The 22,750-nt window shown below is 60.3% G+C and carries 10 protein-coding genes; 3 read left to right on the top strand and 7 right to left on the bottom strand.

Going from position 1 to position 22,750, the window contains the following annotated elements; translation table 11 throughout:
- Positions 1 to 11 precede the first annotated feature (11 nt).
- The 4 genes from ACIGDJ_RS16265 to ACIGDJ_RS16250 form a co-directional block, all read right to left on the bottom strand.
- On the bottom strand, positions 12 to 902 hold the full coding sequence (locus ACIGDJ_RS16265) for a transglutaminase N-terminal domain-containing protein (RefSeq protein WP_397479230.1): 891 nt from the start codon (positions 900 to 902) through the stop codon (positions 12 to 14).
- Positions 902 to 3,388: a circularly permuted type 2 ATP-grasp protein gene (locus ACIGDJ_RS16260; RefSeq protein WP_312997537.1), complete on the bottom strand. Its 2,487-nt coding sequence runs from the start codon at positions 3,386 to 3,388 to the stop codon at positions 902 to 904. Before ACIGDJ_RS16260 ends, ACIGDJ_RS16265 begins: the two co-directional genes overlap by 1 nt.
- An 87-nt stretch (positions 3,389 to 3,475) precedes the next feature.
- A complete protein-coding gene (locus tag ACIGDJ_RS16255) occupies positions 3,476 to 6,751 on the bottom strand; it encodes a DUF2126 domain-containing protein (protein ID WP_397479231.1) in 3,276 nt (1,091 codons plus the stop codon).
- A gap of 392 nt (positions 6,752 to 7,143) precedes the next feature.
- Positions 7,144 to 9,447 carry a YgiQ family radical SAM protein gene (locus tag ACIGDJ_RS16250; RefSeq protein WP_016771932.1) on the bottom strand — a complete coding sequence of 768 codons (2,304 nt, stop codon included), beginning with the start codon at positions 9,445 to 9,447 and terminating at the stop codon, positions 7,144 to 7,146.
- A 563-nt stretch (positions 9,448 to 10,010) separates the two neighbouring features.
- Between ACIGDJ_RS16250 and ACIGDJ_RS16245 the strand changes: the two genes are divergently transcribed.
- The 3 genes from ACIGDJ_RS16245 (at position 10,011) to ACIGDJ_RS16235 (ending at position 19,782) form a co-directional block, all read left to right on the top strand.
- On the top strand, positions 10,011 to 12,296 hold the full coding sequence (locus ACIGDJ_RS16245; RefSeq protein WP_397479233.1) for a hypothetical protein: 2,286 nt from the start codon (positions 10,011 to 10,013) through the stop codon (positions 12,294 to 12,296).
- A gap of 167 nt (positions 12,297 to 12,463) precedes the next feature.
- Positions 12,464 to 15,061, top strand: a complete 2,598-nt coding sequence (locus ACIGDJ_RS16240; RefSeq protein WP_397479234.1) for a hypothetical protein — start codon at positions 12,464 to 12,466, stop codon at positions 15,059 to 15,061.
- Between the two features lie 281 nt (positions 15,062 to 15,342).
- The gene (locus ACIGDJ_RS16235) at positions 15,343 to 19,782 is read left to right on the top strand and encodes an NEL-type E3 ubiquitin ligase domain-containing protein (protein WP_397479235.1); all 4,440 of its coding nucleotides are present in this window, start codon (positions 15,343 to 15,345) and stop codon (positions 19,780 to 19,782) included.
- A gap of 38 nt (positions 19,783 to 19,820) precedes the next feature.
- Here ACIGDJ_RS16235 and dnaB read toward each other — a convergent pair whose 3' ends face one another.
- The 3 genes from dnaB to ACIGDJ_RS16220 form a co-directional block, all read right to left on the bottom strand.
- A complete protein-coding gene (dnaB, locus tag ACIGDJ_RS16230) occupies positions 19,821 to 21,218 on the bottom strand; it encodes a replicative DNA helicase (protein WP_101157733.1) in 1,398 nt (465 codons plus the stop codon).
- A 119-nt stretch (positions 21,219 to 21,337) separates the two neighbouring features.
- Positions 21,338 to 21,784 carry a 50S ribosomal protein L9 gene (gene rplI, locus ACIGDJ_RS16225; RefSeq protein WP_003221136.1) on the bottom strand — a complete coding sequence of 149 codons (447 nt, stop codon included), beginning with the start codon at positions 21,782 to 21,784 and terminating at the stop codon, positions 21,338 to 21,340.
- A gap of 18 nt (positions 21,785 to 21,802) precedes the next feature.
- Complete coding sequence (locus ACIGDJ_RS16220; protein ID WP_016771937.1) at positions 21,803 to 22,696, bottom strand: hypothetical protein; 894 nt, start codon at positions 22,694 to 22,696, stop codon at positions 21,803 to 21,805.
- Positions 22,697 to 22,750: the final 54 nt, after the last annotated feature.

Genomic DNA, 22,750 nt, shown 5'->3' with positions numbered 1-22,750 from the left:
CTGAAAACTCATCAATTCTGAGGCATCACCGTAACCCGCACCTCCGGGTCATGGTTACCGCCACCGAGAATCACCCCCCGCAGCGGCGACACATCGCAGAAATCCCTTCCCCACGCCAGCGTGATGTGTTCCAGCGCCGGCCGCACGTTGTTGGTCGGATCGAAATCCACCCAACCCAGTACCGGGCAGAACACCGATACCCACGCATGCGAGGCGTCGGCGCCAATCAGGCGTGGCTGCCCCGGCGGTGGTTGGGTCAGCAGGTAGCCGCTGACATAACGCGCCGCCAGACCACGCGAGCGCACACAGGCCAGCATCAGATGCGCGAAGTCCTGACAGACCCCACGCCGGCGCTCCAGCACCTCCACCAGCGGCGTCGCCACCTGGGTGGCTTCGGCATCGAAGGTGAACTCGCTGAATATCTTCTGCATCAGCGCCTGCACGCCGAGCAGCAACGGTTGCCCCGGTGGAAAACAGCTTTGCGAGAAGTCGACGAAGCTGCGCTTCAAATGCACATAAGGCGACTGGAACCGGTAGCGGCAGGCTTCGAGCAAGTCGGCGGACAACGGCTGGCTGCTGTAGGTCAGCGCATCGCGGGTCTGCTCCCACGGCGGCGACTGACTGAAATCCAGCGCCGGCCGCGCCAGCACCTCAACCGTCAGCCGGGCGTTGACCTGCAATTGGTCATGGGGCCGCTCAAAGGCCAAGCGCGTCAGCGGATTGCCGAACACATCCAGCTCATCGCGGCGCATCGTCGGCTCGGGGCTGATCAGCAATTGCTGCTCGGTGCAGCGCTGCCAGCTGCATTCGCGCGGCCACAGGTGCGCCAGTTGCTGCGCGAGGGACACCGGGCTGTCGTAGTGATAACAGGTGTCGTGAAAGATCTGGTACTGAGCGCTCATCACACGGACACCGTTCGCTGGCTGACATCATCGACATGGGCGAAATGGCGCAGCGCCAGACGATCCGATACCTGGCCGCTGGCTTCGGCGATTTCCTGCAACAGATCAGCCAGACCCTCCAGCGCGGCACGTACGCTGGATTTGCCGAACAAGGGGTTTTCCAGGCAACCGAGATCGAACCGCGAGAGGCGCTCGACCAATTGCGGCAGCCCGGTCTCGCGAGGCACGGCGAAATCCTCGTTCAGGCGTTTCAAGGTACGGGTGACCAGTTTCAGCTGAAACAGCACCGCGTGGGGGTTCTGCTCATCCAGCAGCAGCAAATCAAGCACCGGAATCAATTGCGCCACCGCCAGATACCGCGAGCGATAAGTAATGCTGCTGTTACCCAGTTCCAGCAGCCACTCCAGCCCCGCCTGATCGAACGCGCCCGCGCCGCGCAGAAACGCCGCCAGACTGCTGCTGAGAAATTGCAGGCGTTCGATGCGGCGGCCGATCATCAGAAACCGCCAGCCTTCATCGCGGGTCATGTCATCCAGCGCAAACCCCGACAGCGCCGCCAGCGACATCACCAGACGGTTGAGGAAATCCAGCAGTTCGGCGAAGTCCGGTTCATCGACTTCCAGCTCCAGCGCTTCGCGCTGCAACTCGACCAGCGCTTGCCAGTTCTCCCGGGACAGCTTGCCGCGCACTTGCGAGGCGGCCCATTGCAGGCGCTGCAAATTGGAACGCAGGCTGAACGACCAATCTTCGCCCAGCAGCGCAGCGAGCAAGCGTTCCGGCAGTTCACCCTCATCCGGCAGCAACGCCAGACGTTCGCCCAAATCAACCGCTGCCTGCAACGCCTGCGGATCATCGCCGTCGACGTAGCGCGTGAGCATGATGCGCAGCAGCCGCGCGCTGTCGTCACAGCGCTCGCAGTAGCGGCCAAACCAGAACAGGTTTTCCACTACGCGCGACGGCAGATACGGATCGCGCCGCACCAGATCGTGCACGCCGACATTGCGCTGTGCCTTCCATTGCTCGCCGCTCGGCGCACGGTCGCCGAGCACCCAGGTGTCCTTGCTTGCGCCGCCGCGCTGCATCGACACCACCTCGGCATCGGCGTCGGCCGCCACCCGGGTCAGACCTCCCGGCAGCACGCGGTAGCCGTCGTGGCTGGCGACTGCATACATGCGCATGCCAATCGCGCGGGGTTGCAGATGACCGTCTTCGGCCTGCCAGACCGGCGCCTGCGACAGCTGCGCGAGTTCTTGCGCGACATAGGCATAAGGCCGCGCCTGCATGCGCTGCGCCAACTCGAGACGCTGGCCTTCACTCAAGTCACGCCCGAATACCGGGGCGAAGCTCTGCGACGGGAACGCCGGTTTGATCAACAGCTGCCCAAGTTTCTCCAGCGCTTGCGCCAGCACCGGCGCTTCACCGCACCACCAGGTAGCGATCGACGGCAGAATCAGTTCTTCGCCGAACAGGTATTGATTGATCTTCGGCAGAAACCCCAACAGCCCCGGCGATTCCAGCACGCCGCTGCCCAGCGCATTGGCCACCAGTACCCGCCCCTGACGCACCGCCTCAAGCAGACCGGGCACGCCGAGCGCCGAATCGGTACGCAGTTCCAGCGGGTCGCAGAAATCATCGTCGAGGCGGCGCATGATCGCGTGCACCCGGCGCAGGCCGCTGAGGGTTTTCAGGTACACCGTGGCATTGCGCACAGTCAGATCGCCGCCCTCGACCAGCGGATAGCCGAGCTGACGAGCCAGATACAGATGTTCGAAATAACTTTCGTTGAACCGGCCCGGGGTCAGTAGCACCACCAGCGGTGCGTCATCGCCCTGCGGTGCCTGACGGGCCAAAGTTTCCTGCAACGTGCGGAAGAATCCAGCCAGATGCTGGACCTTCAGATCGCGGTACAGATCGGGGAAAGCGCGAGAGACGATGGTGCGGTTTTCCAGGGCATAGCCGGCACCGGATGGCGCCTGAGTGCGATCGGCAGTGACCCACCAGCGGCCGTCCGGCGCGCGCGCCAGATCTACAGCATACAAATGCAAAAAAGCTGACTCGGGTGGAGCAATGCCCTGACAGGGCCAGAGGAAATTGTTGTGCCCGAATACCAGCTCCGCCGGTAGCAGGCCCTCGCGGATCAGCCGTTGCGGACCGTACAGATCCGCCAGCACTGCATTGAGCAAGCGCGCACGCTGAGCGATGCCGGCGGACAATTGCTGCCATTCATCTGCCGCGATGACATGGGGCAGCAGATCCAGCTCCCACGGCCGATCAGCGCCCTTGGGATCGGCATAGACGTTGTAGGTGACGCCGTTTTCCTGAATCTGCCGCGCCAGCAAGGCCTGGCGCTGCACCAGTTGCGCGGGGCTGCTGCGCTGCAACTGATCGAACAGCCGCTGCCAATGCGCACGCACTGCGCCGCTGCCGTCGAGCAGTTCGTGATAGGTGTCCGCGTTCAGCGGGTAGCGGTCTAGCAGGTCAGGCATGGAAAGCTCGGCAGACAGCGGGGAACGGTCAGACTAACGCAGCCACGTGACACGCGGATATACGAAAATCCACGTATCGCATAGGCTCTAGAAACGCCGCAGATCGAGGGTCATCGGCAGCTCGTCATTGATTTCGACATTCGGTATCGCAAGTTTCCCCGCCGTGTGCCCCAGGCGGAAAAACCGCGCCATGCGCCGACTCTCCGCTTCGTTGGCGTTGACCGGCAAGGTCTCGTAATTGCGCCCGCCGGGATGGGCGACGTGATACTGGCACCCACCCAGCGAACGCCCCATCCAGGTATCGAGCAGGTCGAACACCAGTGGCGCGTGCACCGCGATGGTCGGATGCAGACAGTTGGCCGGTTGCCAGGCTCGAAAGCGCACCCCGGCGACAAACTCACCCACCCGCCCGGTCGGGTGCAACGGCACCGCGACGCCATTGCAGGTCAGCAGATAGCGCTGTGGCGGCAGGCCGTTGAGCCTGACCTGCAAGCGCTCCAGCGATGAATCGACGTAGCGCACCGTGCCGCCCGCCGAGCCCTCCTCGCCCAGCACATGCCAAGGCTCGAGCGCCTGACGCAGTTCCAGCTCGATGCCATTGACGGCGTAGTCGCCGACCTTGGGAAAACGAAATTCCAGATGTGCGGCAAACCACTCCGCACGCAACGGATAGCCGGCGTTGTTGAGTTCGACGATAACGTCGGCGAAATCCTGCTCGATAAAATGCGGCAACAGGAACCGGTCATGCAACTCGGTGCCCCAGCGAGCCAGTTTCGTCGGCGCGTAAGGCTCGCGCCAGAACCGCGCGACCAGCGCCCGCAGCAACAACTGTTGCGCCAGACTCATGCGTGCATGGGGCGGCATCTCGAATGCGCGCAGTTCCAGCAAGCCGAGACGCCCGGTGGCGCCGTCCGGTGAATACAGTTTGTCGATGCAGAATTCGGCGCGATGGGTATTGCCGGTGACGTCGATCAGCAGATTGCGCAACAGCCGATCGACCAGCCACGGCGCACATTCCTCGCCCGGTTCCGGCATCTGCGCAAAGGCGATTTCCAGTTCGTACAAGGCGTCATTGCGCGCCTCGTCAACCCGTGGTGCCTGGGACGTCGGGCCAATGAACAGCCCGGAAAACAGGTACGACAACGAAGGATGGTTATGCCAGTAACTGATCAGGCTGCGCAGCAGATCCGGCCGCCGCAAAAACGGCGAGTCCGCCGGCGTCGCGCCGCCGAGGACGAAATGGTTGCCGCCGCCGGTGCCGGTGTGGCGCCCGTCGATCATGAACTTCTCGGTGGTCAGGCGGGTTTGCCGCGCCTGTTCGTAGAGAAACTCGGTGCGCTCGACCAACTCGTCCCAAGTCGCCGATGGCTGCACGTTGACCTCGATCACGCCCGGATCCGGAGTGACACGGAAATTGCTCAGGCGCGGATCACTCGGCGGTTCATAGCCTTCCAGCAACACCGGGCAATGCAGTTCTTCAGCGGTGGCCTCAATGGCCGAGACCAGCTCCAGATAATCCTCGACCCGCTCCAGCGGCGGCATGAACAGATACAGCCGCCCTTCGCGGGCCTCGGCGCAGAAGGCGGTACGGGTCAGCCAGTCAGCGGACTCATCGATTTTCGGCACGCGCTCATCCAGCGCAGCCGGTTCGCCGTGCACACCGAGCTGCGCGGCATCCGGCAGCTCGGCAAAGTCCTGATTCGGATCGTTGGGATGGATGAACGGATATTGCGCCGCTTTTACCCACGGCTGCGACGCCAGTGGCAAGCGATAACCCAGCGGTGAGTCCCCCGGCACCAAGCGACAGTGCTCGTCACGCAGATACCAACGCCCGCTCTGCCATTGATCGCCCTTGGCCGTGCGCGCCAGTGGCAGCACCTGGCCGATCACCTTGTTCAGGCCCTGACTGAAAACCTTGCGCAATCGCGCACGCTCCAGCGGCTCTTCCAGACGCGAATCTTCGGCGCTGACATTGCCGGGCAGCGCGCCCTCGCGCCAGAGGTAATAGAGCTGATCCTCGTAAGCCGGGAAGACGAAGCGCGCAGGCAACTTGAGGCGCTCGGCAACACTGGCCAGAAAGCGTCCGGCCAGCTCACCGTCGGCGCCGTAGTCCTGCTGTTCATCGGCGATCAACGCGTCGTTGTGCCAGATCGGCTGACCGTCGCGGCGCCAATAACAATTGAGCGACCAGCGCGGCAACTGCTCGCCGGGGTACCACTTGCCCTGGCCGAAATGCACCAGCCCCTGCGGTGCGTATTGCTTGCGCATGCGCTGGAACAATTCGGCGGACAGTCGACGTTTGTCCGGACCCAGCGCGGCGGTGTTCCATTCGGCACCGTCCGGGTCATCGATGGAAACGAAGGTCGGTTCGCCGCCCATGGTCAGGCGCACATCGCCTTCGAGCAGATCGGCATCGATCTGCCGGCCCAGCGCCTGGATCGCCCGCCACTGGTCATCGGTGTAGGGCTTGGTGACACGTGGCGCTTCCCAGATTCGCTCGACCGACATTTCGTGGCTGAACTGTGTTTCGCAAGGTTCGACCAGACCACTGATCGGCGCCGCCGAGGACGGATCGGGACTGCACGCCAACGGAATATGCCCTTCCCCGGCGAACAACCCCGACGTAGCGTCGAGGCCGATCCAGCCGGCACCCGGTAAATACACCTCGCACCAGGCGTGCAGGTCGGTGAAGTCGACATCGGTGCCGGACGGGCCGTCGAGACTTTTCACGTCGGCAGTCAGTTGAATCAGGTAACCGGAAACAAACCGCGCCGCCAGACCGAGATTGCGCAGCAACTGCACCAGCAGCCATGCCGAATCGCGGCAGGAGCCGGAAGCGTGCTGGAGGGTGTGCTCCGGGGTTTGCACGCCGGGCTCCATGCGGATCAGGTAGCCGATGTCTTCGCTGAGGCGCTGATTGAGCGCCACCAGAAAATCCACCGCGGGCAACGGTGTGCGGTCGATGCTGTCCAGGTAAGCCTTGAACGTCGGCGTCAACGGCAGGGTTTCGAGGTACGGCGTCAGCTCCTTGCGCTCGTCGGCGGCGTAGCTGAACGGGATTCGCTCGGCATACGGCTCGAGGAAGAAGTCGAACGGATTGAATACCGCCATTTCCGCTATCAGATCGACTTCGATGCGCAGCTCTGCGGTTTTCTCGGGGAACACCAGACGTGCCAGGTAATTGCCCTGGGGGTCCTGCTGCCAGTTGATGAAATGCTGCTCGGGCGAGACTTTCAGCGCATAGGAAAGAATTCGCGTGCGGCTGTGGGGCGCCGGGCGCAGGCGGACGATCTGCGGGCCGAGTTCGACAGCGCGGTCGTAGCGATAATGCGTGACGTGATGCAATGCGACATGAATCGACACGGCGTGCCTCCTGCGAGCCTTGGGCGTATGGGAAAGCGCGCAAGACTTATGCCATGCACAGGCTTGCGCGCTTTCGCGAAATGCTCAAGGCAGTACAGCACCAAAACCGGGCGATGCGAGGAAATGCTTGGACTCAGTTGCACGCAAATGTTGCAAAGAGCCCTCACCCTAGCCCTCTCCCAGAGGGAGAGGGGACGGACCGAGGTGGATGTAGGAGGTACGCCGACGTGAAAGTCCTGAGTCGAACCGGGATTTTGAAAAGCACGAAGACCTGCTCCCTTCCCCCTAGCCCCCTTGGGGGGAGAGGGCTGGGGTGAGGGGGATGGATCTTGCGGCCTCAATAAATCCAACGGCAGAAATGCAAAACGCCAACCCGAAGGTTGGCGTTTTCTTTAACGCGGCACGACCGGCTTGCGTGTCGGCTTCGGCCCTTTGCCTTTGGCCGCATCCTTGCGTTCCTTGGCCGCCTGCTGGTTGCGGGCGAATGCCGCAGCCTTGGCCTGTTCACGCTTGTCCCACGGATTACCGCCATCACTGGCACGCGGCGGCAGACCGGTGTGCTGGGTGAGGATCTTGGTGGTCTTCTCTTTGGCGACCTTGTGGCTGCCGGCCGGCGTCGAGTTCTTGCGACGGGCGCTCTGGTAGCTGTCGGTGGCCGGCTGATGCGCCGGGATCAGTTGATCCTTGCCCGGCCCGATCAGATCGGCGCGGCCCATGCGGATCAGCGCTTCACGCAGCATCGGCCAGCCTTTCGGGTCGTGATAACGCAGGAACGCCTTGTGCAGACGACGCTGATCTTCGCTCTTGACGATGGTCACGCCGTCGCTCTTGTACGTCACCTTGCGCAGCGGGTTCTTGCCCGAGTGGTACATCGCCGTAGCGGTGGCCATCGGCGACGGATAGAACGCCTGCACCTGGTCGGCGCGGAAGCCATTGCCCTTGAGCCACAGAGCAAGGTTCATCATGTCTTCGTCGGTGGTGCCCGGGTGGGCAGCGATGAAGTACGGAATCAGGTACTGCTCCTTGCCCGCTTCCTTGGTGTACTTCTCGAACATGCGCTTGAACTTGTCATAGCTGCCGATGCCCGGTTTCATCATCTGGTTGAGCGGACCTTCCTCGGTGTGCTCCGGGGCGATCTTCAGGTAACCGCCGACGTGGTGGGTCACCAGCTCCTTGACGTACTCCGGCGACTCGACGGCGAGGTCGTAGCGCAGGCCGGAAGCGATCAGAATCTTCTTTACACCCGGCAGGGCACGGGCGCTGCGATACAGCTGAATCAGCGAAGAGTGGTCGGTGTTCAGGTTCGGGCAGATACCGGGGAACACGCACGACGGCTTGCGGCAGGCGGATTCGATTTCCGGGCTCTTGCAGGCGATGCGGTACATGTTCGCAGTCGGGCCGCCGAGGTCGGAAATGACCCCGGTGAAACCCGGCACCTTGTCGCGGATCTCTTCGATTTCGCGAATGATCGACTCTTCGGAACGGTTCTGGATGATGCGGCCTTCGTGCTCGGTGATCGAGCAGAAGGTGCAGCCACCAAAGCAGCCACGCATGATGTTCACCGAGAAACGGATCATGTCGTACGCCGGAATCTTCTCCTTGCCGTACGCCGGGTGCGGCACACGGGCGTAAGGCATGCCGAACACGTAGTCCATTTCTTCAGTGGTCATCGGAATCGGCGGCGGGTTGAACCAGACATCGAGCTCGCCATGCTTCTGCACCAGCGCACGGGCGTTGCCCGGGTTGGTTTCCAGGTGCAACACGCGGTTGGCGTGGGCGTACAAAACCGGGTCGTTACGCACCTTCTCCATCGACGGCAGGCGGATCACGGTCTTGTCGCGGGTCATGCGCGGGCTGGCCAGGATCTGCACGACCTTGGCTTCCTGCGGATCTTCGACCGGGCCTTTTTCCTGCTCGATGGCGCAGGCCTGAGTGTCCTGGGTATTCACGTACGGGTTGATGATCTTGTCGACCTTGCCCGGACGGTCGATGCGCGTCGAGTCGACTTCGTACCAGCCCTGCGGCGTGTCGCGACGGATGAACGCGGTGCCGCGCACATCGGTGATGTCTTCGATCTTGTGGCCCCACGACAGGCGCTGGGCGACTTCGACAATCGCGCGCTCGGCGTTGCCGTACAGCAGAATGTCGGCGCTGGCGTCGATCAGGATCGAGTTGCGCACACGGTCCTGCCAATAGTCGTAGTGGGCGATGCGGCGCAGCGAGGCTTCGATGCCGCCGAGCACGATCGGCACGTGCTTGTAGGCTTCCTTGCAGCGCTGGCTGTAAACCAGGCTGGCGCGATCCGGACGCTTGCCGGCCATGCCGCCGGGCGTGTACGCGTCATCGGAACGGATTTTCTTGTCCGCGGTGTAGCGGTTGATCATCGAGTCCATGTTGCCCGCCGCGACGCCGAAGAACAGGTTCGGCTCGCCGAGCTTCATGAAGTCGTCTTTGGACTGCCAGTTCGGCTGCGCGATGATCCCGACGCGGAAGCCTTGCGACTCCAGCAGCCGGCCGATGATCGCCATGCCGAACGACGGATGATCGACGTAGGCATCACCGGTAACAATGATGATGTCGCACGAATCCCAGCCGAGCTGATCCATCTCCTCCCTGCTCATCGGCAGGAATGGCGCTGGCCCGAAACATTCGGCCCAATATTTTGGATAGTCAAATAACGGCTTGGCTGCTTGCATGTCGACGACCGGTGTTGAAGTGAAAAATCGCGGGCGCGGAATATAGCACAAATTTTGACCAATTCCGACGACGGTGGTCGGTTTCTCCAAGAGGCTGCCCATCCGGGCACTACGCGTTTCATATGAACGCACAACGCACGACACGGCAAGGAAGCCGACCACTCAGCGCATCTCATATGGGATAGCGAGGCGTGAATGTTAAAGGATGACAAGCAATGCCAATCAAACCGCCAATCAGAGGCTCAACAATCGCATCGGTCCATGGGACGCACGTCAGCGACTCGGTGCCCAGGCCCGGTAACAGGAATTCAGTCGGCGGCACGTTGGTGTTCCCCTCTCCTGCCCGACTCCCTTCGACACCGACGCTGACGCCAACCGATCCAGCTCAACCGGTCATTACTCCCGTGCCACCGCGAGTCGGGCTCAGGTCGACAGCGAACTCGGCACCGGTCCCCGCTCTGCCCGAACGTTCCCTGAAGGACTACTGGATCACTTCGCTGGCGGTGCTGCCGGCACATGACGCCCAAGGTATTTCGGTCCACAGGGGACGTCAGTACGTTAAGGTGCCAGACGGCGGCACCGTCCAGATCGGAGTGGATCCGGCCAGCGGCCTCTATCGCGCAAAATTACCGAGTGAATTGATACCCACAGGGCCGGTGTTAAAGCCCGACGCCGAGAGTGCGCTGTGGTACCCGGTTGAACGCTCGGTGCCGTTGACCTATGCGTTATCGACTGCACGCCTGGAGGCGTTTCGCACCAACCTGGATTTCAGCACGGCCGATCCAGGCAGTGATGGACTGTATCGCTTCAATGGCAAGCTCTACGCGCGGATAGAGCAACACGCCTATCAAGTCCTGCATGATCTCGATGCCTCGTCGCCGCAGAGACCGGTGATGCGCATCGTTCGCCCCGAGGACGCGGTCGCCAGCGACGCTGACAACCTTTATGTGGCTACGCGCCCTGGCAGTTCGGAGCCTGTCGCTTTCGATAGCCGGTATGGCTGGCAGGGCACCATTGTGTACGGTGCCGCAGGAATGCCGCGAACCGTGACGCAACCTTCAAGTGTTTTCTGGCAGCGTCTGGAAGTGGCCTCTGAACTTGACCGGATAAATCTGCGGGTCCAAACAGCGCACGAGAAACGTCAAGAGCTGATTGCTGCATGGCTGACTGCGAAGGACCTGGAGGGTGAGCCCGCCACGAGGGTTGCTGGCGAATTAAGGGCTCTTGTCAATCGCGAACTGCACAGCCACAAGGAGTTGAAAAGTCTGGGGAAGGCTCTGAACTACTACAGAGACCAGAAATCCGTCGTAAGCACCCTTATCACGGAGGAAGGTTACAGAACCAAAATGATCGCGCTGCAGAAAAAGCAAATGCTCGCCTATCAACAACTTGTAGAGTGCGGCCTGAGTCGTCGCGCGCTGGAAGGTCCGCTACTTGACCTCACCCCGGACAGGCTCCCTCGGACCGTCAGCTTCCTCAACCGATTGATGGGCCATCTCAAAGAGCGCCAGCTCATTGCCGATAATCTATTGAAGAAATGGAAGGTCTCGCCGGACGATTCGAGCGACATACTTTCATCGGCAGATACTCATAACGTCGTCGCCTCGTGGGTGCTCACCAAAAGCATACTGCTGGACAATCCTCAAGCGGCCGGCAACGCTGTTCAGGCCTCTGACCTGGCCGTCCAGTTCGGTCAGGCAACCTTCGTTTACGCAGCACTTGGCAAAATCCCGCAAGAGCTGCACGTATCGGTACTCAGTGGCCTGTCTCAGCAATGCGCAGCACTGCGCGACTGGTACGATCGACTGGACCTGCCAGCCGGCCCCGAACACGCCACCTCACGCAATGACATCAACGCAGAAATCCAAGCGTTGGAACACACCCTGGAAACTCGCCTGACGCGTATCTACCTGGACCAGCCGGACAGTTCCGCACGGCCAGCCCCCGAGCAGCCGATTGACTTCGACTATATCCCGCCACAAGACCGAAGCGGACCCGAACCCAAGCCCTGGCGGCTTTTTCGAGCGAAAAAACACGGTGTCAGCAAGATCAGTATCGGCGCGTCGCGACGCACCGCTCTTGGAGAAGAAGTCATCGACGTCAGCAACCCCTTCGATCCGAAGCAAACCGTTCAAACCTACGAGCACAGAGAGGGCGAATGGCGCCCGGCGCAGACGGTGCGGGAAAAGCCCTTGCCGGCGCTGCTGGCGGACGCCGACCAACAACTGCACAAATCCGACTCGCACGTAAAGACTGCCCTCAGGGAAGAGCGGGGGAAAATCAACCCGGACAACATTGTCGAAACGCTTGAAGAAAAGGCCAAAGCGCTGGATGACACGGCCCTGCAGCTACAGCGGTTCGAACGCAGCGATGCCAATGCCGGGGCATTGATCCAAAAGCTTAAGCAGGACAGTCAGCGCCTGCGAACTACAGGTGAAGACATACGCGTCCGGATTTACAAGGACAAGAATTTTCTCTGCGTCGACCGGGTGATTTATCTGATCGACAGGGGCCACATCCGGGCGCAAAAAACCGCCACCCGACTGAAACGGGGCAAGCGCCAGGACAGAGAATACCTCGACATATACGTACTGACGGATGCCCATACCGGCGCGCCACTCTGGCACGCGCATTTTCATTATCCTGCCGTCGACACGTCCGCTCTGAACTTCAACGTGCGCGGCGCCCACCTGAAAACCCTTGAGCAAAGCGCAATGGGCAGTGTGTCGCAACGCAGAGAGGAGCAGGCGGGACGGCAACACGTCGCCATCTGGCGCCATTACTTCGACGGACGCACCGCGCAGAGAATTTTCGACCTCGCGGCGACCACCACCGATCGCGTCATGTGATGGCTGTTCCTCGGCCGGGCGTAGTACCGCCCGACCGAGAAATAATCGATGCACCGTTCGCCGGTAACGAATCCGACCCAGCACTTCGCAATCCCGCTCAGGCCATGACGCCACGAGCTCCAGCAGCATCGGACAGCTGCTGGCAAACTTTACAAGGAAGGTAAGACATGCCAATCAAAACACCGCCAAAAAGAACGATTACCGCCCAGGTGCATCAGCGGTCGGATACCGCAGTGGATTCAGCTGATCTTCGCCCCGGCATACCGGTGCGGCCAGGCTTCGAAACTGCTGCCTCGTTCGATCCGCAATTCCGACCGACCAGGACAACAGGCAGCAACGACCACGACGCAATCACCCAGGCTCCCACCGTTACTGTGCACCCTTCGACATCGCCGAACGAAACACCACGCGCAGCCTTTCTACCGCTGGAGCATTATCGGGTGATGGCCACTGCCAGCTTGCCGGCAGCCAATATCGAGGGCTTCAGAATTCACAAAGGCCGCCAATATGTCGACGTGGTCGATGTCGGGATTGTGCAGATCGCCAAAGACGCCGACACCGGGCAGTACCGGGCTCATCTTGCAAGCGAATCGAAACCTTCCGGCCCTGTTTTGCACCGTGATGGCGATAGCGGATTCTGGCGGGCAAACGACAACGACGAAGTCATTACTGCCCCTCTTACCGATGTCGGCCTGCAAGCGTTTCGCACGGATCTGGACTTCAGTACGAGCGAACCCGACATCGACGGTTTGTTTCGACACGACGGCAAACGCTACGCGCTCATCCACGATCATGCTTATCAGGTCATGCTTGATAAGGATGGCTCTACGCCGGTGCAAAAGGTCTGGCGTATCGTTAATGCCAAAGATCCTGTGGCCAGTGATAGCGACAACATCTATCACGCCAGCCGTAGTGGAGAATCGCGGGCCGTCACACGCAACGCCAACGACACCTGGGTTTCTGTCTCCACCGGCTTGCCTGGAGGCATGCGCCGCCATGAGGCGATCCCGATTCTGCTGCAACGGTATGAGCCTTTCGTCACCAGAATGAACGAGATTAACCAGTCCGCGGAGCGCTATAACGTGCTCGCGGCGCAGGCAGACGCTCTGCCGAGCGGCAGCGCAGGGCGAACGGCAGCATTGATCGCCGTTGAAGTTCACCTGCTCAGGCACATCAAAAAGCAGGCTGACAATTTGCAGTCGATACTCGATCACAAATCGTGGTTGATTCACCTCAAAGCCAACGGGATTTTCGCCGAAGAGCTGCACGCCCTTCGCCTGGATCATGTGGAATACCTGAACCGACTGATGAAGGTCATGAACTTCAGAGGCGAGTCGCTGTTCACCACGCTGTCTGCTGACAACTGCATAAAAGTCATCAGCTTCATGAACAAAAAGCTGAAGCTTCTCGAAGACCGGGAGGTGGTGATGGGGCTGATCCTGAAAGCTGACCGAGGAGCGGCCCCGATACTTGCAGAACTCCGTAATGAAGTGGCCACGGCCGAGCGCATCAACTTCAACAAGCTGAACCTGTACGTCCACTTGTTCGCAGGCACGCCTGACCATTCGCCAAACGTGACCATGCGCTCGCTGTACTCCATCGACCTCATCACCGGCGATCTGCACAACATTCCCGAAGGCGCGCAGCCATTGTCGCTGATGCTGACCCTCGATCAGATAAGAGGTGAAAGAGGTCGCTTTGAAGCAGAGCTGTCGGCAGACAGCGTCAAAGCCGAGTACGCCAGGGAGATCCTCGCGCTGACCGATCAATTCGAGACCGGCATCGAAACTCGCTTGAAAGAAATCTTTGCCTCGTCCAACCGCAATATCGAGCTGCCCAGCCTGGATCAGAACATCGACTTCGATTTCATTCCGCCCAAGCCAAGCGATAACGTGTCAGCCCGACCGCCGTCGATGAGGAAAGTGTTCCGCACCCGACGGCACGGCACCTCTCGAGTAATGGTTGGCGACACGGAAACCGCCGCAGACGGCAGCGTTATCGTCAAGGTTTCCAATCCGTTCCAGCCAAATGGCCTGGTCGAACGATACGAGAAAAGGCAGGGTGAATGGCTGCCTGTTCGTCCGCCTATCGTCAGCACTCCGCGACCGGAACTGATCGCCGAGGCCAACCGCTTATTGGTTGACGTTGAAAAGCACATTGCCCAGGCACGGAGCAAAGAAACCGCTAAAGACAATCCGACGGAAATAATTGAAGAGCTGGAAAAAGCCATCGATCCGCTCAACGAGCAGTCACGCCGCCTGCAAAACCACGATACAGCAGCTGAGGACGCCGAGATCCAGAGTTTGGCCGAACGCTTGCAAACGGCTGCCGACACACTGACCGCGCATGGCCAAAGCGTGCTGGTGCGGATGTACAAGAACAAGGAGGTGCTGGACATCATGCGCCTGAACTGGCTGATCGATCACGGCGAGCTCAAAGCACTGAAAACGGTTGACCGCAAACAGCTGGGCAAAGGCAAAGGGAAATCCTTTCTCGACGTTTACTCAATCAGCAATCGCGCTGACGATGCGCCGTTGTGGGAGGCGCATTTTCATTATGAAAAACACAACAGTGAGCCACTGAATTTCACGATCAGGGGCAGCCATCTGAAAACCCTGGAACAGAGCAAGCGCGGCAGCGAGTCGCAACGCCGCGACGAGCAGGCCGGCCTGCCTCACGTCGCAATCTGGCGACAGACCTTCGATGGCAAGACCGCAAAAAAGATTTTTGCCCTTGCCACCGAAGCAGCCGCAGCAACCCGCTGATTCTCAACCCGGCAATGACGCCGAACCGACACGCCACTGCCCGTTTGCGGCAGTGGCGGGCAAGTATTACAGGGAAGTTACCCATGCCAATCAAGCCGCCACCCAAAGGCAATATTTCAGGCAACACCCACGTTCGCCCGACACCGACGCCGGACGTGACTACACCGCGTCCCAATACGACATTGCGACCAGGCTTGGACAGCCCTGGCCTGCCAACACAATCCTCCCGGCCTGCAGGCGACGCTGATCTCGATGGGATCATACCGGCGCCCACGATCACCATGCATCCAGCGAATACGCCGAACGCAACATCACGCGCAACCGTTCTGCCGCTGGAGGACTATCGGGTGATGGGCGCCGTCGGTCTGCCAGCAATCAATGCCGAGGGCTTGCGCATATTCAAGGGACGACACTATGTCGATGTGGCCGAGATCGGCACCGTTCAGGTCGCCCAGGATGCCGACAGCGGTCTGTTCCGCGCCAGGTTGCCCAGCGAATCGAAAGCTTCCGGCCCGATTCTGCTGCGCGATCCGGACAGCGGATTGTGGTATCCGCTGGAAGAATTCGAACCGGTAACCTTCGCGCTGAGCGATAGCCGTCTGGCAGCGTTTCGCACGGCTCTGGTTTTGCGCGACGCGGAACCGGCCATCGACGGACTGCACCGCTTCGGCGGCAAACTGTATGCGCTGATCGATAACCATGCTTATCAGGTATTGCACGATCCAGACGCCTCGACACCCGTAGCCAGCGTGATGCGTATCGTGCGCAGCGAGGACCCGGTCGCCAGTGACCGCGCTAACCTGTACGTCGCAACACGTCCGGGACGTTCGGAGCCGATTGTATTCGATGCCATACAAGGCTGGATGGGTACCACCGTAGCTGGCGTCGGCGGCATGATGCGTGGCGACGGCGCTGAAGTGCCTGCGCGCCCGGGCATGCGTGCGCGGCTGTCGCAGGCTCTGAACCGCCTGCGCAGCCCGCAATCGCGGGCACGAAAATTATTTCCGGACCACACCGACGAAGAAATCAGTCGTTTCATCACGTCCTTGGGCAATGACGTCTCTGGTGGGTTGACCCAGCGCGAAAGCGCCTACAAATCCCTCAAGACCGAGCTGGATGCCTGGCTGCAGCAATCCGCCAACGCAGCGCCACCGGGCACTTCGCCAACCCATGCACAGCAGATCGCGCAAAGCCTCAAGCGCTGTTGGCGCCACCAGACCGGAGCCATTTTATGGCTTGAGGCTGGCAGCGGCACACTGCCGGCGCTGAAAGCAGATTTCAGCCATGTCCGGCACCTGACGCTGCAATCGGTTGCCTGGTCGGAAGCGGCGAGTACTTTGCTCGGCAATTTCTCCGGCCTGGAGGGGCTGCACATCAGCGGCTCGACCCTGGCCACGCTGCCCGCATCACTTGCACGGATGCCCGGCCTGAACAGCCTTGATCTGAGTTCGAACCGAATCGCCCTCAACGAACAAACGACTGCTGAACTGGGTTCGCTGAGCAAACTCAAGCATCTCGATCTGTCGGACAACCCATTGGGTCAAACGCCGGACTTTTCCGCCATGCCCGATCTCAAAACCCTGAAGCTGAGCAACGCACAACTGGATCAGTGGCCTGCCGGTCTGCACAAGCAGTCCCGGCTGACGCACCTGGACCTGCGCAACAACCGTTTGACCGCGGTCCCGGACGCGAACCTCAATCCACCCGCCGTTCAGTTCGAAGCGCTCGCCCGTATCAATAGCGTCACGCTGCTGGAGGGCAATCCGTTCCCGCCCGGCTACTGGACGAAACTGGAAGACTTTTGGCAACGGGTAGCGATCGAACAGCCGGAACTGGGCAACAGCGCGGCGGCCGATGCATTCAGGCTCCCCAGTGACATGCCGGAAACCGCCAGCGTGCAGCGGGTCTACCCTGATAAAAACCCAAAGCAGCTGCGCGCGTTTCTCCTCGCTCTGAACGACGACGGCAAAGCGCAACTGGCACGCCGTGTCGCAGCGCTGGATTCACTGGAATCCCAACTCGATGCTTATGTCAACGGCAGCCAGCCCGACGCATCCGGTGCTGACGCACCGGCAAAAATACAGGCGCGCCGTATCGGGGATATCATCAAAGCCTGTTGGCTGGATTCGACACACACGCTGAGGCTTGCGCTGATCAAGGCGCCACTGCCGAAACTCAGCGCCGACTTCAGCCATGTCAAATCGCTGTTTATCAATGCCGCTACGTGGTCGGGCGACGCCGAGACCTTCCTGGCTGGTTTCCCCAATCTCGAACGCCTGGTCATCAATCACTGCGGGCTGGAAGCTCTGCCCGCCCCCATCTCTGCCATGCATAACCTGACCAACCTGGATCTGGCCAGCAACCGTGTGCAATTGACGGAGGACAGCGCGACAGCCCTCAGTGCCATGAGTCAGCTCGAAGCGATCAACCTGAGCGACAATTCGGCCCTCGGTTCGATGCCTGATTTCAGCGCTCTGACGCGGGTAAGGCAAGTGCTGCTCAATAACACGGGCATCGACCAGTGGCCTAGCGGGTTGCAGGACAAGACCGAGCTGATCATCCTTGATTTGAGCAACAACCGTTTGAAGGAAGTGCCGCCGACTTACCTTGATCCGCCGGCAGAGCAGTTGCTGGCGATCGCCCGAATCAACGCCGCGACTGTACTCAAAGGCAACCGCTTTGCGGCCGGTTACGGTAAGAAGTTCGATGAGTTTTGGCGCCGCGTCAGCACAGTCGCTCCCCATCTGCTGGCTCACCCCAACTTCGATAGTGACAACTCCGTTGCGCAGCGTTACCAACGGCTGTTTCCAGGCAAGAACATGAAGCAGTGCAGGGAATACCTGTGGAGCCTCGACGCGGACACCGTAGTCACCAAAGTGCGCAGTCTCGAACGAGAATTCAAAGTACTGAAACGCCAGCTCGACGATTGGGTTTTTTCCGGCGGCGGCAATCTGGGCGGGTACATTCGCGCCGACCAACTGGCGCTCAATGCGCAAACCCGCCCTGACCGGGTTACCGCCAGCAACAAAATTATCAGTTGCTGGCGGCGCGAAACGCCTCAAAAACTCGCCAATGACAGAACTCCTATCGGTCTCGAGCTGGACCTCAGCGATCTGCGTCTGCCAAGCCTGCCGGACATTGACGTCGATTTCACTCACGTCGGCTCGCTCAAGCTCAGGAACATGAACCTGAGCACCTCACCGGAAGGTTTTCTCACCCGTTTCCGCCACATACGCTGGCTGGATATGGGGCGGAACCAACTGCGTGAACTACCGCCGGCCATTGGCGAAATGCAGGGTCTGACGCGTCTGTTTCTGGAAAGTAACCATATTTCCCTGAACGTCGATACTGCCCGGGTGCTAGGGGATCGCACCACCCTGCGCGCACTGGGGCTGCAGGATAACCCGCAGCTGGGCATCGTTCCCGATCTAAGCCGGATCGTCGACCTGCGTTCCATCGATTTGTCCCATACAGGAATCGAAACCTTCCCGACGGGATTGATGAATCAGCCGCTGCTGGACACGGTCAATCTGAACCACAACCGAATCACGGAAATTCCCGACGCCGTCATCGCGCCACCAAATAATCAATTGGCGGACAGCGTGCGCGTCAACAACGTCACCGATATTTCGTACAACCCACTGTCGGACGCGACGGACGCACGCCTGTTTCGCTACAACAATCGCCTGAGAGCAGCCGGGACACCGCTGACAGGCGCAAGGAACATCATCGGCACGGCCATCGTACGTCCTGCGCCGTTTCGCGTTGTCATGAATGATCCGATAGACCGCTGGACCTCTGGATTCTCCGATGATCAAGTGGCCAACCGCAGTCGCCAATGGCAAACCCTGCGCGACCAGTCGCGCTCGGACGGTTTGTTCAACACACTAGAACGTCTGCTCGATACCCCCACCGGCCACCTGGCACTTCAGGGCCGTGTCTGGCGGTTGATCGACAGCATCACCGAAAACACGCCGCAGTCCGAACGCTTGCGCAACGAAGTCTTCGATCGCGCAGGCGAAGCGGCCTGCTGCGACCGAGCGGCGTTCACCTTTGCCAACCTCGAAGTTCTGTCAATGATGCACAGTGCGGTGGCCCGGGCCGGTGACAAGACGCAGGGGCCGGAGCTGCTCAAGCTGAACAGAGCATTGTTCCGCTTGCATGAAGTCGACAAGATTGCCTCGGCGGATATCGCACAACGCGAAGCAGTCATTGCCGCCGCCAGAACGCCTCACGAGACCGCGAACCTGCCACCGCCACACGTGCCGGAAGAAATCGAAATCAGGCTATTTTATCGCCATGGTCTGAAAGAACGCCTGCAACTGCCCGGGCAACCGGAAGAAATGGGGTTTGCCCACCTGGCCGGGGTCTCCAAAGCGCAAATGGAGAGTGCTTATCAAACCGTCATTGCGCGGGATAACTCAGCCGAGGAGTTTCAGGCGTTGGTGTCCAGGGAGTTCTGGCAAACATACCTGACCACTCACTATCAGGAAGTTTTCGAAACCCGGCGTCAGCCATTTCAGGATCGGCAGGCGGCCCTGGATGATTCATTCAAGGCCAACGAACTGTCGTTTGCCGACTACGACGCGCAGTCAAAAACAATGCAGGCAGAGTGGATGATCGAGGAAGCGGCCCTGATCGAAACACTGAGCCGCCAGGAGCTGGCGCAATACAAGGCCAGCGGCAGTGACGAGGAAGCCGCCGGCACAAGTGCGAGCTGAATGAGGCGAGTGCTGGCCGACGGGTTTCGGCCAGCCTTTTACTCGTCGTCGTCGAAGTTGTAGCTGCCCGGCGCAAGGTTTTCGAAACGGGTGTATTTGCCAATGAACGCCAGGCGGATAAAGCCGATCGGGCCGTTACGCTGCTTTCCGATGATGATTTCGGCGATGCCCTTGTGCTCGGTTTCCGGGTGATACACCTCGTCGCGGTAAACGAACATGATCACGTCGGCGTCCTGCTCGATTGCGCCCGATTCACGCAAGTCGGAGTTCACCGGGCGCTTGTTGGGGCGCTGTTCGAGGGAACGGTTGAGCTGCGACAGGGCGACCACCGGGCAGTTGAATTCCTTGGCCAGGGCTTTCAGGGATCGCGAGATCTCGGAAATTTCGTTGGTGCGGTTGTCACCGCTGGAACCGGGGATCTGCATCAGTTGCAGATAGTCGATCATGATCAGACCGACGTCGCCATGTTCACGCACCAGACGCCGGGTCCGCGCGCGCATTTCCGACGGGCTGATACCGGCGGTGTCATCGATGAACAGTTTGCGATCGTTAAGCAGATTGACCGCGGAAGTCAGGCGCGGCCAGTCATCGTCTTCGAGCTGGCCGGAACGCACCTTGGTCTGGTCGATACGGCCGAGCGAGGACAGCATACGCATGATGAGCGATTCGCCTGGCATCTCGAGGGAATACACCAGCACCGCTTTTTCGCTGCGCAACACGGCATTTTCCACCAGGTTCATCGCGAAGGTGGTTTTACCCATCGACGGACGGCCGGCAACGATGATCAGGTCGGACGGCTGCAAGCCGCTGGTCTTCTCGTCGAGATCGGTGTAACCGGTGGAGAGGCCGGTGATCGCGTCTGCAGTGTTGAACAGGGTATCGATACGGTCGATGGCCTTGGTCAGCAGGTCGTTGACACCGACCGGCCCACCGGTTTTTGGCCGCGCTTCGGCGATCTGGAAGATCTGCCGTTCGGCTTCGTCGAGGATTTCTTCGGCGGTGCGGCCTTCAGGGTTGAAAGCGCTGTCGGCAATCTCGGTGCTGATGCCAATCAGTTGGCGCAAGGTCGCACGTTGGCGGACGATCTGCGCATAGGCCTTGATGTTGGCGACCGACGGCGTGTTTTTCGCCAGTTCACCGAGATAGCCAAGGCCGCCCACCTGCGACGTCTGACCTTCCTTGTCCAGTTGCTCGGCAAGGGTCACGACGTCGATGGGCGAGTTCTGGTCGGCCAGTTTGGCGATCGCGCGGAAAATCAGGCGGTGGTCATGTCGATAAAAATCGCCGTCGGAGACTTGATCAAGCACGCGTTCCCAGGCGTTGTTGTCCAGCATCAGACCACCGAGTACAGCCTGTTCGGCCTCGATGGAATGCGGCGGCACCTTCAGGGCAGCGGTTTGCAGATCGTATTGCTCGGGAGCGGAGATATCGTTCATGGCCACTTGAGTATTAGTGAAAAGCAGGGAATTCAGAAAGACAAAGGGCACGACCTGTAAACAGGATCGTGCCCGATGTTAACCGTCTGACGGACAAGCCGCCAGCCGATCGATGTTGCTTAAGCTGCTACCACGACAACGCGTACGGTGGCTTCAACTTCGGCGTGCAGGTGCACAGCCACGTCGAATTCACCCACGTTGCGGATGGTGCCGTTCGGCAGACGAACTTCGCTCTTCTGCACTTCAACGCCGGAAGCGGTCAGTGCATCAGCGATGTCGTGAGTACCGATCGAACCGAACAGCTTGCCTTCGTCGCCAGCGGTGGCAGTGATGGTCACTTCCAGCTCGGCCAGTTGGGCAGCACGGCTTTCAGCCGATGCCTTACGGTCTGCAGCGGCTTTTTCCAGCTCGGCGCGACGCTCTTCGAACGCAGCCAGGTTGGCAGCGGTCGCAGCGGTAGCCTTGCCGAAAGGCAGCAGGTAGTTACGGCCGTAACCGGCCTTAACGTTTACTTTGTCGCCCAGGTTGCCCAGGTTGGCGATTTTTTCCAGAAGGATCAGTTGCATGTGAAAATCCTCTAACTTTTAACCTTCACCGTTCGCGCTGTCGGTGTCTTTCGACACATGACGACCGCGAAAATCAATCAGGCTGTCAACAATGGCCAGAACCACGAGCAACGGATAGATCAGCTGCATGAACAACAGCAGCGTGACGTACAACCCCACCAGCCAGAAACCGGCCAGTCGCTTCTGCCCGACCAGCCCGTGAATCAGGGCCAGCCCGGCGAACACCAGCGGTACACTGCACAACGGCGTCAACATGGCCATCTGTGCACCGAGATTCGGGCCCAGAAGCATCAACGCCAGCAGTAACATCGCCGGCCCCAGCGGGATGCGGATGGCGCGAAACTCGCGACCAAAACCACCCGGGTTGTACAACAACGCCTGCCAATGCCGCCCGACAATCAGGCTCAGCACGCTGACGATCTGCAACAAGGCCGCAATCAGTCCGGTCAGGACCGGTGCAATCAGGGACGCAAAACGCGCTTGCTCATCGACCGACAATTGCTTGTAGGTCTCACCGAGGAGTGCCGGCATGACCTTTATAAGGGCCTGTGCGAGCATCTCGATCTGGGCCGCAAACGCGACCCCGAGCACCACTGAAAACACCACTCCGATCACTACGCTGACCAGCAGCGTGCGGACCCAGGATTCGCTTGCGCGCAAAACCAACGCAAGCCCCGAAGACCCCAGCAGCACCAGAAGTGCCCGTGGGTCGTCGGCATACAGCCACCAGATCAAGGCCGGCAGCAGTCCCAGTGACAGAACGCCAAGGGCGTCCGTCAATCCGCGCCGCAGCAGCACAAGGCTCCCGGCGGCAGCACCCAACCAATACAACAACGGCAATGTTGCACATCCGGCCACCACGAGAGTGGCCTGCATTCGGCCTCGCATGATGAACTCAGCTAAGGCGCGCATGCATTCAATCCTTTGCTACTTGTCGACTGCCCGGTCTCAGCGGCCGTGGCTGTC

The sequence above is a fragment of the Pseudomonas sp. NPDC079367 genome (assembly GCF_044542195.1).
In the GTDB taxonomy this organism is placed as follows: domain Bacteria; phylum Pseudomonadota; class Gammaproteobacteria; order Pseudomonadales; family Pseudomonadaceae; genus Aquipseudomonas.
The sequence above is the reverse complement of the archived record's forward strand: the minus strand, read 5'-3'. Positions and strand labels throughout refer to the sequence as shown.